General features: G+C 67.5%; 13 protein-coding genes. 7 read left to right on the top strand and 6 right to left on the bottom strand.

Going from position 1 to position 14,613, the window contains the following annotated elements; all coding sequences use genetic code 11:
* Positions 1 to 183: 183 nt before the first annotated feature.
* On the top strand, positions 184 to 834 hold the full coding sequence (locus P5F91_RS28670; RefSeq protein WP_246134207.1) for a LysE family translocator: 651 nt from the start codon (positions 184 to 186) through the stop codon (positions 832 to 834).
* Positions 835 to 980: 146 nt separating this feature from the next.
* Positions 981 to 2,039 carry a tetratricopeptide repeat protein gene (locus tag P5F91_RS28665; protein WP_145608891.1) on the top strand — a complete coding sequence of 353 codons (1,059 nt, stop codon included), beginning with the start codon at positions 981 to 983 and terminating at the stop codon, positions 2,037 to 2,039.
* Positions 2,040 to 2,101: 62 nt separating this feature from the next.
* Here the strand turns inward: P5F91_RS28665 and P5F91_RS28660 are convergent, their stop codons facing one another.
* Positions 2,102 to 3,139: a hypothetical protein gene (locus tag P5F91_RS28660; RefSeq protein WP_211106827.1), complete on the bottom strand. Its 1,038-nt coding sequence runs from the start codon at positions 3,137 to 3,139 to the stop codon at positions 2,102 to 2,104.
* A 250-nt stretch (positions 3,140 to 3,389) separates the two neighbouring features.
* Between P5F91_RS28660 and P5F91_RS28655 the strand changes: the two genes are divergently transcribed.
* A complete protein-coding gene (locus tag P5F91_RS28655) occupies positions 3,390 to 4,685 on the top strand; it encodes a hypothetical protein (protein ID WP_277908925.1) in 1,296 nt (431 codons plus the stop codon).
* A gap of 136 nt (positions 4,686 to 4,821) precedes the next feature.
* On the opposite strand, the gene aceB is transcribed toward P5F91_RS28655, so the two are convergent.
* Both aceB and aceA read right to left on the bottom strand, forming a co-directional pair.
* Positions 4,822 to 6,468: a malate synthase A gene (gene aceB, locus P5F91_RS28650; RefSeq protein WP_277908924.1), complete on the bottom strand. Its 1,647-nt coding sequence runs from the start codon at positions 6,466 to 6,468 to the stop codon at positions 4,822 to 4,824.
* 339 nt (positions 6,469 to 6,807) lie between these two features.
* Entirely contained in the window at positions 6,808 to 8,097 is a 1,290-nt protein-coding gene (aceA, locus tag P5F91_RS28645) for an isocitrate lyase (protein ID WP_145608894.1), read from the bottom strand.
* Positions 8,098 to 8,461: 364 nt separating this feature from the next.
* Here aceA and P5F91_RS28640 point away from each other — a divergent pair, with 364 nt between their 5' ends.
* On the top strand, positions 8,462 to 9,901 hold the full coding sequence (locus P5F91_RS28640) for a helix-turn-helix domain-containing protein (protein WP_277908923.1): 1,440 nt from the start codon (positions 8,462 to 8,464) through the stop codon (positions 9,899 to 9,901).
* A gap of 101 nt (positions 9,902 to 10,002) precedes the next feature.
* Positions 10,003 to 10,521, top strand: coding sequence for a hypothetical protein (locus P5F91_RS28635; protein WP_277908922.1), 519 nt, complete (start codon positions 10,003 to 10,005; stop codon positions 10,519 to 10,521).
* A gap of 16 nt (positions 10,522 to 10,537) precedes the next feature.
* Here the strand turns inward: P5F91_RS28635 and P5F91_RS28630 are convergent, their stop codons facing one another.
* Both P5F91_RS28630 and P5F91_RS28625 read right to left on the bottom strand, forming a co-directional pair.
* Positions 10,538 to 11,173 (bottom strand): hypothetical protein, encoded by a 636-nt coding sequence (locus P5F91_RS28630; protein ID WP_145608897.1) that lies wholly within the window; start codon positions 11,171 to 11,173, stop codon positions 10,538 to 10,540.
* A gap of 41 nt (positions 11,174 to 11,214) precedes the next feature.
* Entirely contained in the window at positions 11,215 to 11,745 is a 531-nt protein-coding gene (locus P5F91_RS28625) for a GNAT family N-acetyltransferase (RefSeq protein ID WP_145608898.1), read from the bottom strand.
* Between the two features lie 188 nt (positions 11,746 to 11,933).
* On the opposite strand from P5F91_RS28625, the gene P5F91_RS28620 reads away from it, so the two are divergent.
* Both P5F91_RS28620 and P5F91_RS28615 read left to right on the top strand, forming a co-directional pair.
* Positions 11,934 to 13,250 carry a metal-dependent hydrolase family protein gene (locus P5F91_RS28620; RefSeq protein WP_145608899.1) on the top strand — a complete coding sequence of 439 codons (1,317 nt, stop codon included), beginning with the start codon at positions 11,934 to 11,936 and terminating at the stop codon, positions 13,248 to 13,250.
* 37 nt (positions 13,251 to 13,287) lie between these two features.
* Positions 13,288 to 14,235, top strand: a complete 948-nt coding sequence (locus P5F91_RS28615; RefSeq protein WP_145608900.1) for a phytanoyl-CoA dioxygenase family protein — start codon at positions 13,288 to 13,290, stop codon at positions 14,233 to 14,235.
* On the opposite strand, the gene P5F91_RS28610 is transcribed toward P5F91_RS28615, so the two are convergent.
* A complete protein-coding gene (locus P5F91_RS28610; RefSeq protein WP_186454544.1) occupies positions 14,232 to 14,594 on the bottom strand; it encodes a VOC family protein in 363 nt (120 codons plus the stop codon). The two genes, P5F91_RS28615 and P5F91_RS28610, sit on opposite strands and share 4 nt — an antisense overlap.
* Positions 14,595 to 14,613 lie beyond the last annotated feature (19 nt).

Genomic DNA, 14,613 nt, shown 5'->3' with positions numbered 1-14,613 from the left:
CGTCAACCCGCCGCGTGCGTGGCCAACGCGGGATATACGAGTAATAATAATGAGTTGCGCTTGCTGTCCCGAGATGGACGCCATGGCATGGCAGCATGGGCTCCCTGCGCGCGATCCCCCTCATCAGCCGGGGTCTTCCGCGTTAAACTCCCGCCCCACTCCATCCTTCGAGGACGCCTGGGCATGTTGAGCTGGCAGACCCTATCGGCCTTCGCCGTCACCTGCTTCTTACTGTCGGCCACTCCCGGCCCGAACATGCTGTTCGCCATGGGCATCGGCCTGCGCCATGGCGTGCGCGCCGCGGCCTGGGCGGGGGCGGGCATGTGCCTGGCGCTGGGCGCCATGGCCGGCCTGTCGGCGGTGGGCATGGCGGCGCTGCTGCAGGCTTCCTCCACCGCGTTCATGGTGGTGAAGGTACTGGGCGTGGCCTACCTGCTGTACCTCGGTGTCCAAGCCTGGCGGGCGGACCCGAAGGAGACGCTGCGCGCCGAGGCGGACGTGGAACAGCGGGGGGAGGCCGTACGTCCCGCCGACGCCAGCGCTCATCGACTGCTGCTGCGCGGCCTGCTGGTCTGCGGTTCCAATCCCAAGGCGCTGATCTTCATGGCCGCCTTCTTCCCACAGTTCATCGACGCCGCCCAGCCGCTGACGTCGCAGCTGGTCCTGCTGACCGTGCTGATGGTGGTGATCGAGTTCGGCTGGATCCTGACCTACGCCATCGGCGGGCAAACCCTGGCCAGCCGTCTGCAGACGCCCAAGGCCGCCCGCCAGCTGAACCGCCTCACCGGCGGCTTGCTCATCGGGGCTGGCGGCGTCCTGGCGCTGATGCGCTGACTGGATCCGCGCCAACGGGGTGTGCGCTGACTGGCGGCTATCGTGCCCGTGTAAAGCTGGGTCGCTTGCGGATCCGCGTCCATGGCCTACAGTGGGCGCGGGACCGGCTTGCGGTTCGTCCTGGGTATCATCCATATCGGGGTGTCATGCGTTCGCGTCGTCTTTCCGCTTCCGTCGCCGCCGCCGGCTTGGCCGCGTCCCTGCTGTCCGGCTGCGCCTTTTTCGAGGGTGACGACGATACCGCCCCCGCCAAGCCCGGCGACGGCCTGCTGTCCCGGTTGGCCCAGGGCCCTGAGGCCCCACCCGCGCCGGCGTCCGCCCAGCCTGCGGGTTCTGCCCAGTCAGTGACGCAGGCGCCCGCCGCCTCGCCGGCCGCCCCGATCAATGTTCCCGTCCTGCCGGCTCCGGCGGTACAGGCGCCTCCCGCGCAGGCCGAGCCGGTCCAGACGCCCGATACCATTATGCCCGGCGCGCAGGGCCGGGCGGGTCAGATGGCCATGTCCACCCTGCCGCTGGACGGCCACATCAATCCCCCCGTCGATCCGCCGGACGCGCAGCGGCTGGTGGCCCAGGCCGACGCGCAGATGGAGGATAAGAACGGCAAGGGACCGTCGTCGCAGGACATGGCCTCCGCCCTGGCGCTGTTCGACCAGGCCATGGCCCGCGGCAGCCTCAAGGCGCGCGAGGCGCTGGCGGTCTATTATTACTACGGCCGGGGTACGGCCCGGGATCCGCAGAAGGCGGCGCAGGTGGTGAAGCCCGCCGCCCAGGCCGGCCTGGGCATGGCCGCCCTGATCTACGGCCAGTTGTACAACAACGGCAGCATCCCCGGCGGCGGCGCCGGAGAGGCGCAGTACTGGTACAACATCGCCCGCCGCGCCGGCTGCGCCCCCTGCATATCCAGCCACCAGGAATTCCTGAACAGCATCGAGGCCAAGCTGAACCTGCCGGCCAGCAAGGGGCAGGGGGACCTCGCCAGCGACCCCATCGTGCTGGCCGGCATCACCGATAGCGCCGCCGGCACCAAGCGCGAATACACCACGCTGGGCATCCTCTATCCGGGCTGGAAGCAGGTGGAACAGCGCCAGCTGACGGAAAACGACCATGTGCTGGACCAGTTCACCCTGGAAAACGCCCAGCAGCGACGCGTGCGCGTCTATTTCGACGCCACCGGTTGGGGTAAGCCGGCACCCAAGGCCAAGTAGGAAGCCGGCCCACCGGATGCTGCCGCCCGGAACCACGAAATCCGGCCGAACACGAAGCCCGACTATTGATTCCAGGCGCGGCGCAGGGCCTGGCCGCAGGCCATGCTGGCCAGATACGCCTTCGGCGCCATGACCTCGCGCGCGATCAGGCCATAGGTGCGGCGGTCGGCGCTGATCCAGGGATAGAAGCCCATCATGCCCGGGCTGCTGAAGGCGCCGTCGCCGCCGGGGCCATCCTCCACCCAATGGTTCAGGCTGTAGTGCCAGGGCTGGGGCAAATCCGGCGCCTGCACGGCGGCGCAGTCGGGCCCCTGGGTGCAGACGGGGTGGCTGCCCAGCAGGTCATGGATGCGCAGATGGCCGGACACCACCTTGCGCAGGAAGGCACCATAGGCGGCCGGGCTGGCCTTCAGGCCGCCGGACACGCGGGGGGCGGCATAGTCTAGGTGCAGGTCCGGGCCCAACACCCGCCGCACCTCCGCCGCCAGGCCGTAGCGATCCAGATCGCCCAGACCCAGGGTGGTGGCCAGATACTGGTCGTGGCCGCCGTTATAGCTGAACCGGCCCTGGTGCTCGGCATTCCGCAAGCCGTTGCCGCGCCGGTCCAGGCAGGCGGCCACGGTGTGGGCGGCGAAACAGGCCAGCGGGTTGAAGTTGTCATAGCCGGACCGCATCTCCAGCGCGTCTAGCTGATCCGGCGTCAGCTGGCCGCCCACCCGCTCCACCACATACGCGGCGAAGACCAGCTTGCTGGCGCTGGCCACCTGCAAGGGCTTGTTGGCGCTGTAGCGGCTGCCCCGGGTGCCGCTGGCCAGGGTCCCGCTGCCGTCGCCGATCTCCCAGTAAAAATCGCCCATTTCCCGGCAGGCGGCGTCGGTGCTGGCCGCCGCCGCCACGGCCGCGCGGCGGCGGGCCAGACCATGATGGGGGTCGGCCTTCTGGTACGCCTGGGTTTGCGGGGCATCCACCGGGACGGCATGAGCGACCTCCGGCGAGGCTGGTGACGGGGCCGGCGATTGGGCGCTGGTCCCGGTGGCGGTCATCAAGGCGGCACCCGACAGGCCTGCCGCCAGGGCGGCCGCCCGCCATTTCACCGTCATTTCCAACACCCGCCGTTGCACACGCACGTCCGCCGACCACACCCATTGCCCAGAGCGCGGCCATGATATCAGCCGCCCCCGATGGCGGGTATGGATGGGGCCGGTACTGTCGTCTTTGTCGCAGGCGGGCTGTCCTGGCGACATGCATCTCATGCGCGTGTTGAACGGAAAATACATACGTATTAATTGTATTTCCGCCTTCATCTGGGACGCTCTTGATGGCGTCCTGCAATCAGCGGGAGTAAACGGGATGGTGACGACCTACGACGCGTGGCAGACCACCTTCTTCTTCAACAACATCGCCAACGACGCCGGCGGGCAGGACGTGACGGTGGACTTGGATAAGTCCTTGCCCAAAAACGCCGCCCTGCAGGCGGGCGCCACGGCGGCGGCGGCGCAGCTGACGGCCATCCTGACGACCGGCGTCGACAAGGCGATCAAGGCCGCTGGCTCGCAGCTGGGGGCTGACGACTGGACCGTGGTATGGGGCCCCCAGGTCCTGTGCATCAATCCGGTCGCATTAAGCGTCCGTTGGGAGGCGTCGCCGCCCACCGCCCGCTTCAACGCCGCCAACGCGCTATTCGTGGTCTACAGCCCCACGCTGGCCCGCTATGTCGTGGCCATCGCCGCCACCAACTTCAAATCCTTCTACGATTGGCTGAAGGAGGATTTCGCGGTGGCCACCGTGGTGGCCTGGGAAGGGGCCTTGCAGATGTGGAATGGCGGCACCAACGATACCCAGCCCAGCGCCCAGATTCCCTGCATCTCCATGGCGACGTACACCGGCATCACCAACCTGCTGGGCATCATCGACACCCAAATCACCCAGCAGACCTTGGTGGCTTTCCTCAAGGGGCTGACCCCGCCCGCCGGCACCACGCTGACCTTCACCGGCCACTCGCTGGCGGGCGCCCTGTCGCCGACGCTGGCCATGGCCTGTTTCGACCCCACCGCCGGCCTGCTGCAGGGCAGTTCGTGGACGGCCGGCGACGCCATGATCTACGCCACCGCCGGCGCCACCCCGGGCAATGCCCCCTTCGCGGCGCTGATCAACGGCACCGGCTGGGCGGGCGCAGACCAGACGGGCAGCCAGCCCTGGCAGATCTGGAACCACGACATGTACAACAACGTGGATGTGGTGCCCCACGCCTGGGGGTCCGCCATGCTGGACGCGATTCCCGGCTATTACGGCACCTATTACGGTGCGCTGACCACCGACCTCATCACCCACCTCATCTCGCACGCCCGCGCCCATGCCAAGAAGGGGGAGGCCGTGGCCGGCCCCTACACCCCCATCAACAACCAGGCGCTGAATCCCGAGGGGCAGTCCGCCGCCTTTGACGAATTCGTCTCCAGCTACAAGGTGTCCGAGGGTGGCGGCGAGGTGATCGAATACCTGACCCCGGCCCAGGCCGCGGCGGTGTCGCCCCCGCCCACGGATAAGACGCAGGTGTCGTGGACCGAGCAGGTGCTGTTCCAGCACACCACGGCCTATGGCCAGCTGATCCTGCAGAACCCGCCCCAGCCGGTGAAGTTGCCGTCTTAAGGCCGAGGGGACCAAACGCCGAGGGGACCAAACAAGGAAAGCAGGCCAACAAGGAAGGCCGGCATCCATCCGGGCGCCGGCCTTTCCCCGCGGTCTTCGCCCTTTTGCTTGGGCGTTCCTCCCTCTCCCCGGGAACTCAGGAACCTGTCTCCATCAGCCGATCATAGGCCGGCAGGGTCAGGAATTCGGCGAAGCGGTGCTGGAACACCAGGTCGGAGAACAGGCGCGCCGCCTCCTCATGCCGGCTGTGAGCCAGGGCCACCTCACCCACGCGGCCGATCCAGGCGGCCAGTTCCTCCTCGATGATGCGTTCCACCAGGGCATGGTCGACGGTGCGGCCGTCGTCCAGCTTGGCGCCGTGGCGCAGCCACTGCCAGACCTGGGCGCGGCTGATCTCCGCCGTGGCCGCGTCCTCCATCAGGTTGAACAGGGGCACGCAACCCTGGCCGCGCAGCCAGGCCTCGATATAGCCGATGCCCACCGCCACGTTCTGGCGCAGGCCGGCCTCGGTGCGCGGGCCCTGGGGGATGGCCAGCAAATCCTCCGCCGTCACCCGCACGTCGTGGCAGGTGGCGTGGATCTGGTTGGGGGTGCGCATCAGGTCGTCGAACACTTCGCGCGCTACCGGCACCAGCGCCGGATGGGCCACCCAGGTGCCGTCATGGCCGTTGCGGGCCTCCCGTTCCTTGTCCGCCCGCACCTGGGCGAAGGCGCGGGCGTTGGCGACGGGATCGTCCTTCACCGGGATGTAGGCCGCCATGCCGCCAATGGCCGGGGCGCCGCGGCGGTGGCAGGTCTTCACCGCCAGGCGGGAGTAGGCATTCAGGAAGGCCTTGTCCATGGTGACGGCCGCGCGGTCGGGCAGCAGGGCGTCGGGATCGTTCCGGAATTTCTTGATGAAGCTGAAGATGTAATCCCAGCGGCCGCAGTTCAGGCCGGCGGAATGGCAGCGCAGCTCATACAGGATCTCATCCATCTCGAAGGCCGCCAGGATGCTTTCGATCAGCACCGTCGCCTTGATGGTGCCGGGGGGCAGGTCCAGGCATTCCTGGGCATGCAGGAACACATCGTTCCACAGGCGCGCCTCGGCCCGGCCCTCGATCTTGGGCAGGTAGAAATAGGGACCGCTGCCCCTGGCCAACAGTTCGCGGGCGTTGTGGAAGAAATAGAGGCCGAAGTCGAACAGCGCGGCCGACACGGGCCGGCCGTCGATCAGCACGTGCTTTTCCTCCAGGTGCCAGCCGCGGGGGCGGACCATCAGCACCGCGACCTTGTCATTCAGGGCATAGCTCTTGCCCGACACGGGATCGGTATGGGTGATGGTGCGGCGAATGGCGTCGCGCAGGTTGACTTGGCCATCCATGACGTTGGCCCAGGTGGGGGCGTTGCTGTCCTCGAAATCGGCCATGAACACCTGCGCGCCTGAATTCAGCGCGTTGATGATCATCTTGCGCTCGACGGGGCCGGTGATCTCCACCCGGCGGTCGCGCAGGTCGGCCGGCTGCGGCTCGACCGTCCATTCCTCGTGCCGGGCATAGCCGCAGGCGGGGTTGAAGGCCGGCTTCTCACCCGCGTCCAGACGGGCCTGGCGCTCCACCCGCTTTTCCAGCAGATAGCGCCGGCGCCAGCCGAAGCGGCGTTCCAGGTCGGCCACAAAGGCCAGGGCGGCGGGGGTCAGGAGGACATCATAGCCGGGCTTGGACGCGGCGCGGATCTCGATACGGCCTACCGGGGCATCCGGGGACAGGCGGGGGGCCGAGGGGGCGAGCAGAGCGTCAGGCATGATACCTCTCCCTTCAGATCAGGGGGCCTGTCGCGGATAGGCTCAGGCCCTCGGAGGCGGTGATTTAAGGGGGCAGGGGTGCGGCGGCGGGACGCTCCAGCGTCGTTCAAACCCCGTCGCCGCACCCTTGCCAGGGCAGGGGATGGAATGGGCCATCCCCTGCCGATCTCGTGGACGCGTTGGAATTCGGTGAAATCCGGAGGGAAATCCGGAGGGGAAAACCGGGCGGCGGCGGGACGCTCCAGCGTCGTTTATTCCCGCCGCCGCCCGAAGGGTGCTTCCAGGCGAACGGTGCGTCGGCCTTCCCTGGGAGTCACCCCATTCCGGGGACGGAGACGATCAGTGGAACTGGTCGGTCTCGGTCGAGTCCTTCATGGCGGTGGTGCTGCTGGTGCCGCCGGTGATGGCCATGGACACGGCGTCGAAGTAGCCGGTGCCCACCTCGCGCTGGTGCTTCACCGCGGTGAAGCCGTGCTCCACGGCGGCGAATTCCTTCTGCTGCAACTCGGAGAAGGCGGCCATGCCGCGCTCCTTATAGCCGCGCGCCAGCTCGAAGGTGGCGTAGTTCAGCGAGTGGAAGCCCGCCAGGGTGATGAACTGGAACTTGTAGCCCATGGCGCCCAGCTCTTGCTGGAAGCGGGCGATGGTCGCCTCGTCCAGGTTGGCGCGCCAGTTGAAGCTGGGCGAGCAGTTGTAGGCCAGCAGCTTGCCCGGGAACTGCTTGTGCACGGCCTCGGCGAAACGGCGGGCGTCATCCAGGTTGGGCTTGGACGTTTCCCACCACAGCAGGTCGGCATAGGGGGCGTAGGCCAGGCCGCGGGCGATGCAGTAATCGACGCCCATGCCCTTGCGGATGCGGAAGAAGCCTTCCGGCGTGCGGTCGTTGCGGTCGATGAAGGGATGGTCGCGCTCATCCACGTCGGACGTGATCAGCTGCGCGCTTTCCGCGTCGGTGCGGGCAACCACCAGGGTGCTGGTGCCGGAGACGTCGGCGCCCAGGCGGGCGGCGTTCAGGATGCGGATGAACTGCTGGATGGGGATCAGCACCTTGCCGCCCAGGTGGCCGCACTTCTTTTCCGACGCCAGCTGGTCCTCGAAATGGACGGCGGCGGCGCCGGCCTCGATCATGGACTTCATCAGCTCATGGGCGTTCAGCGGGCCGCCAAAGCCAGCCTCGGCGTCGGCGACGATGGGCACCATCCAGTTGATGTCGTCCTTGCCCTCGGAATGGGAAATCTGGTCGGCGCGCAGCAGGGCGTTGTTGATGCGCTTCACGACGCTGGGGACCGAGTTGGCCGGGTACAGGCTCTGGTCCGGGTACATCTGGCCCGCCAGGTTGGCGTCCGCCGCGACCTGCCAGCCGGACAGATAGATCGCCTCCAGGCCAGCCTTGGCCATCTGCACCGCCTGGTTGCCGGTGAAGGCGCCGAGGCTGTGGACATAGGGGCGGGTGTGCAACAGTTCCCACAGGCGGCGGGCGCCCAGTTCGGCCAGGGTGTATTCGATCTTCACCGTGCCGGACAGGCGCTTCACGTCCTCCATGGTGTAGTCGCGCTTCACACCGTCGAAGCGGCGGGCATGCAGCGCCTTCAGGTCGGTGGGGGTGGTGCCTTGATCCAGCGGAGCCATGATCGCCTAATTCCTTTCATTCAAGACGTCGGACGGCCTTTTGAGCGGGGTTGGAACCATGATGGTTCCGGCCGACCTGATGATGTTCCCGTGACCGCCGGCGTTCGCCTGTTTCGCACTGCGTCCGTCGCGTTCACTGCACTGCATTAGACTTGGCGATTTGGTAAACTGGATCAATAAGTCTTTGATTGAAAAGTGGTAACGATGTAATCTCTTGTAATGTCGGTAAGTGAAAACTTGTAAAGTTTGTAAATTCACTTACCTTTCCGGCGCAGTGCTGAAGGGGTGGGAACCAAGTGGCGGCAGGGCTAAGACCCCGTCTGAACAGGCCGCCACGGGACCGGATGGGAGGGGGTGGCGGGCGATGGCGGAAAAGAAGGCGATGCTGGGCCACAAGGTGCGCCGCCTGCGTCGCGACCTGCACCTGACCCAGGCCCAGATGGCGGAGATGCTGGCCATCTCCCCCTCCTATCTGAACCTGATCGAGGGGAATCAGCGGCCGCTGACCGTGGCGCTGCTGCTGAAGATCGGCCAGACCTTCGACGTGGACCTCGCCACCTTCGCCGAGGATGACGAGGTGCGGCTGGTGGCGGGCCTGCGCGAGGTGTTCGCCGACCCGCTGTTCGACCATACCGACATCAAGAACCAGGACATGAAGGAATTGGCGGCGGTCGCCCCCGGCCTGGGCCAGGCGGTCGTCACCCTTTACCGCGCCTATCTCGAGGCGCGGGAGGATATCCAGGCGCTGGCGGAAAAGGTGGATGACCGCGACCGCCAGCACCCCCAGGCGGCCGGCCAGCAGTTCGCCCAGGATGAGGTGGGGGAGTTCTTCCAGGACCAGAACAACCATTTTCCCGAGCTGGAGCTGGCGGCGGAAACGCTGTGGTTCGACGGGGACCTGGATTCGGCCGACCTCTATGGTTCCCTCGCCCGTTTCGTGCAGAAGGCCCACGGCCTGACGGTCAAGCTGATGCCGGTGGAGGTGATGGGCGAGACGGTGCGCCGCTACGACCGCCATTCCCGCCGCGTGCTGATCTCGGAAATGCTGCCGCCGGCGGGGCGCACCTTCCAGCTGGCGGTGCAGGTGGCCCTGATGCGCCACCGCGACCTGCTGTCGGCCACGGTGGAAAAGGCCACCATGGCCAGCGAGGACTCGCGTCAGCTGGCCCGCATCGTCCTGGCGGGCTACTTCGCCGCTGCCGTCATGATGCCCTATGGCCGCTTCCTGGAGGCGGCCAAGTCCGCCCGCTATGACATCGAGGTGCTGATGCACCGTTTCGTCGCCAGCTTCGAGCAGGTCTGCCACCGGCTGACGACCTTGCAGCGGCCGGGGGCCAAGGGCGTCCCCTTCTTCCTGGTGCGGGTGGATCCGGCGGGCAACATTTCCAAGCGGTTCAGCGCCGTGCCTGGCTTCCACATGGCCCGCTTCGGCGGCGGTTGCCCGCGCTGGACCGTGCACCAGGCCTTCCGCAACCCGGGCCAGATCCTGACTCAGCTGATGCGCATGCCGGACGGCACCAGCTATTTCGCCATTGCCCGCACCCTCAGCAAGGCCGGCGGGTGGAAAAGCGTGCCGCGCCAGTTCGCCCTCAGCCTGGGGTGCGAGGCGACGCAGGCGCACCAGCTGATCTATGCCGACGGCATCGACCTGGCCGGCGCGCAGGCCACGCCGGTCGGCACCAACTGCCGCCTGTGCCCGCGCCTGGACTGTACGCAGCGGGCCTTCCCGCCCTTGAACCACCGCCTGGTGGTGGATGAGAACATCCGGGGCCTGTCCAGCTATATCGGGCCGCCCACCGGCTGACGGTCATATTAACGGCGGGCATCCATCCCATCCCCTTGCGTCCTTGCCGCCTAAGGCTGTAGGCGGCAGGGTGGCGCCGGATCGTCGTGGGGGAATGCATCATGCGCAGGTTGGCGGTGGGTATGGCCTTGGGCGCCATCGGGGGCGTGTCGATGGCCGCGTTCGCCGATCCGGCGCCGGGTCTGAAGCCCATGGCCTTTCTCGCCGGCCATTGCTGGAGGGGTGAATTCCCCGGCGGCCAGCGTACCGATACCCACTGCTTCGCCTGGCTGTATGAAGGCAAGGCCCTGCGCGACACCCACACGGTGCGCACGCCCGGCCAGCCGGACTATGTGGGCGAAACGACATACTATTGGGACCCGGCGGCCAAGCGGGTGGAATACCTCTACATCGAGAACCAGGGCGGCATCAGTCACGGCACGGTGACGGCCGAGGGCGGCGCCCTGGTCTTCCCCGCCACCCAGTATGTGGCGGAGGGCCAAGCCATGACCTATCGCGTGCGCTGGACCCCGCAAGGGACCGGCGATGGTGAGCCCGCATCATATGAGGCGTGGAGCGAGGCCCAGACCAAGGACGGCTGGTCCACCATGTTCAAGCTGGCGCTGAAGCGGCAGCCCTGACCTTGCCACCGCCGGATCAATGGCTCTTGGGGGTTTCCAGCGCGCGGTCGGCCGCCGCCAGGGCGCCCTTGCCGGCCAAGGCCAGGACGATGACGTAGTTTTGATAGTGGCGCAGCCGTTCGATCAGGGTCTGGCGCTGGGCGGGGCTCATCTGGGCGGGATCGGTGCCGAACAGGCGCATGTCCTGCCATTCCGCCAGCTGCGCCTTCTCCTGCTCTGTGAACAGGCGGAAGCCGGCATAGGCTTCGGCGTAGCGGCGCACCTCGTCGTAGGGCAGTTCACCCAGGGCCTGGGTGGCGATGGCGGCATCCCAGCTTGCGCTGGACATCAGGTCCAGGCGGATGCCGGGGTACTTAAGCTCCGCGCCCGCTGTCCCTTTGCCTTGCTGCCAGGCGGTCAGCAGGGCGATGTCTTCCTCCGCCCGGCTACTGTGCCCGGCGACCTCGGCCATGACCTCCTGCACCGCCTTGCGATTCTCCGCCAGCTCGGCATGGAAGCTTTCCACCGCCTGCCGCGCCAATTCATGGCGATGATAGGCCTCCACCGCCTGTTCCAGGCCCAGCGCGATAAGGATGCCGATGGTGACCACGCCGATATGGATGGCGAAGTCCTTCAGGGATTGGATGGGGCCTTCCGGGGCGTGGATTTCCATGGGCGTGTTTCGCGTCTGGTCAGGATGGGAATGGGAAAGGGTCAGTTCAGGATTTTCTGCAGGAACACCAAATCCAACCAGCGGTCGAATTTGCGCCCCACTTGGGGCAGGCGCCCGGTCTCGCTGAAGCCATAGCGCTGGTGCAGGCGGATGCTGGTCAGGTTGCTGGCCTCTATCCCCGCGATCATGACATGCAGGCCGGTGGCCGTCGCCCGCGCCAGCAGGGCGGACAGCAGGGCGGTGCCGATGCCCCGGCCCCGCGCCGCCTCATCCACGTACAGCGAATTCTCCACCGTGTGCTGATAGCCGCTGCGGGCGCGGAACTCCCCATATGTGGCGAAGCCCAGCACCTCGCCCGGCGGCGCGTCGGGGCCGGGTGTGGCCACCAGCACGGGCTGTCCCTTGGACTGGCGCTCGGCCAGCCAGGCGGCACGCTCCGCCACCGAGGTGGGCTCCAGGCTCCATATCGCGGTGGTATGGACGATGGCCTCGTTCAGGATGGCCACGATTCGCGGCAGATCGGCGGCGTTGGCGTCGCGGATGTGGACGAAGGGGGACGGCGCGGCGGACATGGGCGTCGGACGGACCTCGGGTTCTCGCTTTGGTGGCACCGGTAAAACACATGAACGCGGCCCCTTTGGCAATGGCCGTTGCCGGACCGGGGCCGGGCCGGATACCGTTGCACCAAGGGCCGCCGCCGGAACGGGCGGCCCCACAAAGATGGGCGACCGGCAGAAAGGGCATGGGGATGAGGGGCTTGATGGGGACGTGCGCCGCGGTGGCGGCGCTGCTGGCGTCCACGGCGATGATGGTGGGCGCGCGGGCGGCCGAGGCGCCGCACGACACCGTGGTCTATGCCGGGGCGCTGATCGACGGCGTCACCTTCACCCTCCGCCGCCAGGTCACCATCGTGGTGCACGAGGGCAAGGTGGCGGCGGTGGAGGCCGGCTACGTCGCCCATCCCGGCGCCACGGTCGTCGACCTGAAGGACCAGACGGTGCTGCCGGGCCTGATCGACTGTCACGTCCACATCTCGTCCAAGCTGCCCAGCCAGGCCAACGCGGTGGAGGACATGATGACCCACACCGCCGTGGACGCGGTGCTGGACGGCGCCATCTTCGCCCGCGCCATGCTGCTGCAGGGCTTCACCAGCGCGCGCGACGTAGGCGGCGGGGACGACACGGTGTCGCTGCGCAACGCTATCAATGACGGCAAGGTGCCGGGCCCGCGCCTGTGGGTGTCGCTGGAACCGCTGGGCCCCACCGGTGGCCATGGCGACCCGTCCAACGGCTTCGACTCCCGCCTGCACCATCCCGACTGGCAGAACGGCATCGTTGATACGCCGGACATGGCCCGGCTGCGGGTGCGGGAGCATCACAAGCGGGGCGCCGACGTCATCAAGATCATGCCGTCGGGCGGCATCGCCAGCACCGGCGACGACCCCCGCGCCCAACTGATGACGAATGAGGAGATCAAGGCCGCCATCGACACCGCCCACGCGCTGGGCATGAAGGTGGCGGCCCACACCTACCCCGCCCAGGCCATCATCAACACAGTGAACGCCGGCGTCGATTCCATCGAGCACGGTTCCTTCGCCGATGCCGACGCGGTGAAGGCCATGAAGGCCCACGGCACCTACCTGGTGCCGACGCTGACCGTCTACGACGTGTTCATGAAGGCGGCGCAGGAACATCCTGAGCTGCTGCCCCCCGGCACGGCGGAAAAGGAACTGGCCAACGACGCGATCCCGAAGCGCAACCTGCCGCTGGCCTACAAGGCGGGGGTGAAGATCGCCTACGGCACCGACATCGGCGAGGGCGACCACGCCCGGGAATTCGCCCTGCTGGCCGAGGCGGGCGTGACCCCGGCCGACGCGCTGGCCTTCGCCACCCGCAATGCCGCCGACCTGATCGGTGCCACGGACCGCATCGGCACGGTGCAGCCGGGCCGCTATGCCGACCTGATCGCCGTGACCGGCGATCCGCTGAGCCATCTGGAGTTGATGGAACAGGTGCGGTTTGTCATGAAGGGGGGCGTGGTCTACAAGGCCGATGGCCGCCCCGTCCTGCTGCCCTGAGCGCGGGCGGAACCAGACGGTGAAGGGGGAACAAGCGGTGACGGGATCTCGGGAGGGCGACATCAGTTTGGTGGAGCGCTGGCGTACCCGCATCCCCTCCTGGCGCGTCTTCCTGGAACGGGCGCAAATCGACCGGCGGCTGGCCATCTATGACCTGCTGCCCATGATCTGGACGCCGCGGGCGCGTGATGTCGCCGCCGCCGTCGTGGCCTTCTTCCAGCCCAAGTCGCCTTGGCCTCGGCCCACGAACCAGGCCCGGTCCTGGGCGCGCGACTTGGCCTGGCAGGGCCTGGTGCCCCTGCCGGCCCTGGATGGCGAGGTGGCGGCGGAGATCCGCGCCTATTTCCAGGGTGTGCGGTGCAGCGACCCTTTCCGGCCCCACCTGGGGACCTTCCCCTGGGATCAGCCGGCCAGCGATGAGACCAACATGGGCTATTACGCGGTACAGGACATCCTGGCCGCCCCCCATGTGCTGGCGCTGCTGAACGATCCCACCATCCTGGACGTGGCGGAACTGTACCTGGGCTGCAAGCCGGTGCTGGACAACATCGGCTGCTGGTGGTCCTACGGCGACCGTCCGTCGGCCAAGGGCACTCAGCGCTATCATCGCGACTGGGACTCGCTGAAGGGCTTCAAGCTGTTCTTCTACCTGACCGACGTGGGGGAGGAGGACGGCCCCCATGTCTTTGTGCGTGGCAGTCACCGCGACCCCCGCCTGGCGGTGGGCAAAGCCTTGTCGGACGAGGTGGTGCACCGTGTCTTCGGCGCCGACAAGGTGGCGACGGTGACCGGGCCGGCCGGCACCCGCTTCCTGGCTGATACCTTCGGCTTCCACAAGGGGCAGCTGCCCCGCGGCGGCCGCCGCCTGATCCTGACGGCCCAGTACAACGTCCACTCCTCCCCCCATACGCCGCGCCAGCCCTGGCTGCCCCGCGACAGCCATTTCGACCCGGACGTGAACCGGCGGGTGATGAAGCGGCGCTAGCGCTGCTGGAAGATGAAGGTGTTGCCGCTGGGATCGTCGATATAGACCTCGCGCGTGCCCCAGGTCTGATCCAGTGGCCCCTCATGCACCGGTGAATTCGCTCTCGTCGGTACCACCAGGCCACGCGCCGTGAAGGATGCGAACAGCCCGTCGACATCGTCACAGAGAACGATGGTCGACGCGCGGCCGTATCGCCCGTCCGGGGTGAGGTTGAGGTGCAATTCGTCCATGCCCCTGTTCAGAAGGGCGTAAAATGGCGCTTCTGCCGGAAAGCTCCGGACCAGGTTGAAGTCGAGCACCTGGGTGAGGAACGTCAGCGCCTCCGCCATGTCCCGCACGATAAGCACAGGGATAAGCATGGGCCCATCTCCTCGCCTG

This window comes from Nitrospirillum amazonense (assembly GCF_029594735.1).
Lineage (GTDB): Bacteria > Pseudomonadota > Alphaproteobacteria > Azospirillales > Azospirillaceae > Nitrospirillum > Nitrospirillum amazonense.
Note: the sequence above shows the minus strand (reverse complement) of the source record. Positions and strands in the feature narration are given on the sequence as shown.

Bases quoted from the DNA above. Each gene is read 5' to 3' on its own strand.
- P5F91_RS28620 (WP_145608899.1), top strand. From the start codon at position 11,934: ATGGGGACGTGCGCCGCGGTGGCGGCGCTGCTGGCGTCCACGGCGATG.
- P5F91_RS28670 (WP_246134207.1), top strand. From the start codon at position 184: ATGTTGAGCTGGCAGACCCTATCGGCCTTCGCCGTCACCTGCTTCTTA.
- P5F91_RS28635 (WP_277908922.1), top strand. From the start codon at position 10,003: ATGCGCAGGTTGGCGGTGGGTATGGCCTTGGGCGCCATCGGGGGCGTG.
- P5F91_RS28660 (WP_211106827.1), bottom strand. From the start codon at position 3,139: ATGACGGTGAAATGGCGGGCGGCCGCCCTGGCGGCAGGCCTGTCGGGT.
- P5F91_RS28630 (WP_145608897.1), bottom strand. From the start codon at position 11,173: ATGGAAATCCACGCCCCGGAAGGCCCCATCCAATCCCTGAAGGACTTC.
- aceB (WP_277908924.1), bottom strand. From the start codon at position 6,468: ATGCCTGACGCTCTGCTCGCCCCCTCGGCCCCCCGCCTGTCCCCGGAT.
- P5F91_RS28640 (WP_277908923.1), top strand. From the start codon at position 8,462: ATGGCGGAAAAGAAGGCGATGCTGGGCCACAAGGTGCGCCGCCTGCGT.
- P5F91_RS28610 (WP_186454544.1), bottom strand. From the start codon at position 14,594: ATGCTTATCCCTGTGCTTATCGTGCGGGACATGGCGGAGGCGCTGACG.
- P5F91_RS28655 (WP_277908925.1), top strand. From the start codon at position 3,390: ATGGTGACGACCTACGACGCGTGGCAGACCACCTTCTTCTTCAACAAC.
- aceA (WP_145608894.1), bottom strand. From the start codon at position 8,097: ATGGCTCCGCTGGATCAAGGCACCACCCCCACCGACCTGAAGGCGCTG.
- P5F91_RS28665 (WP_145608891.1), top strand. From the start codon at position 981: ATGCGTTCGCGTCGTCTTTCCGCTTCCGTCGCCGCCGCCGGCTTGGCC.
- P5F91_RS28625 (WP_145608898.1), bottom strand. From the start codon at position 11,745: ATGTCCGCCGCGCCGTCCCCCTTCGTCCACATCCGCGACGCCAACGCC.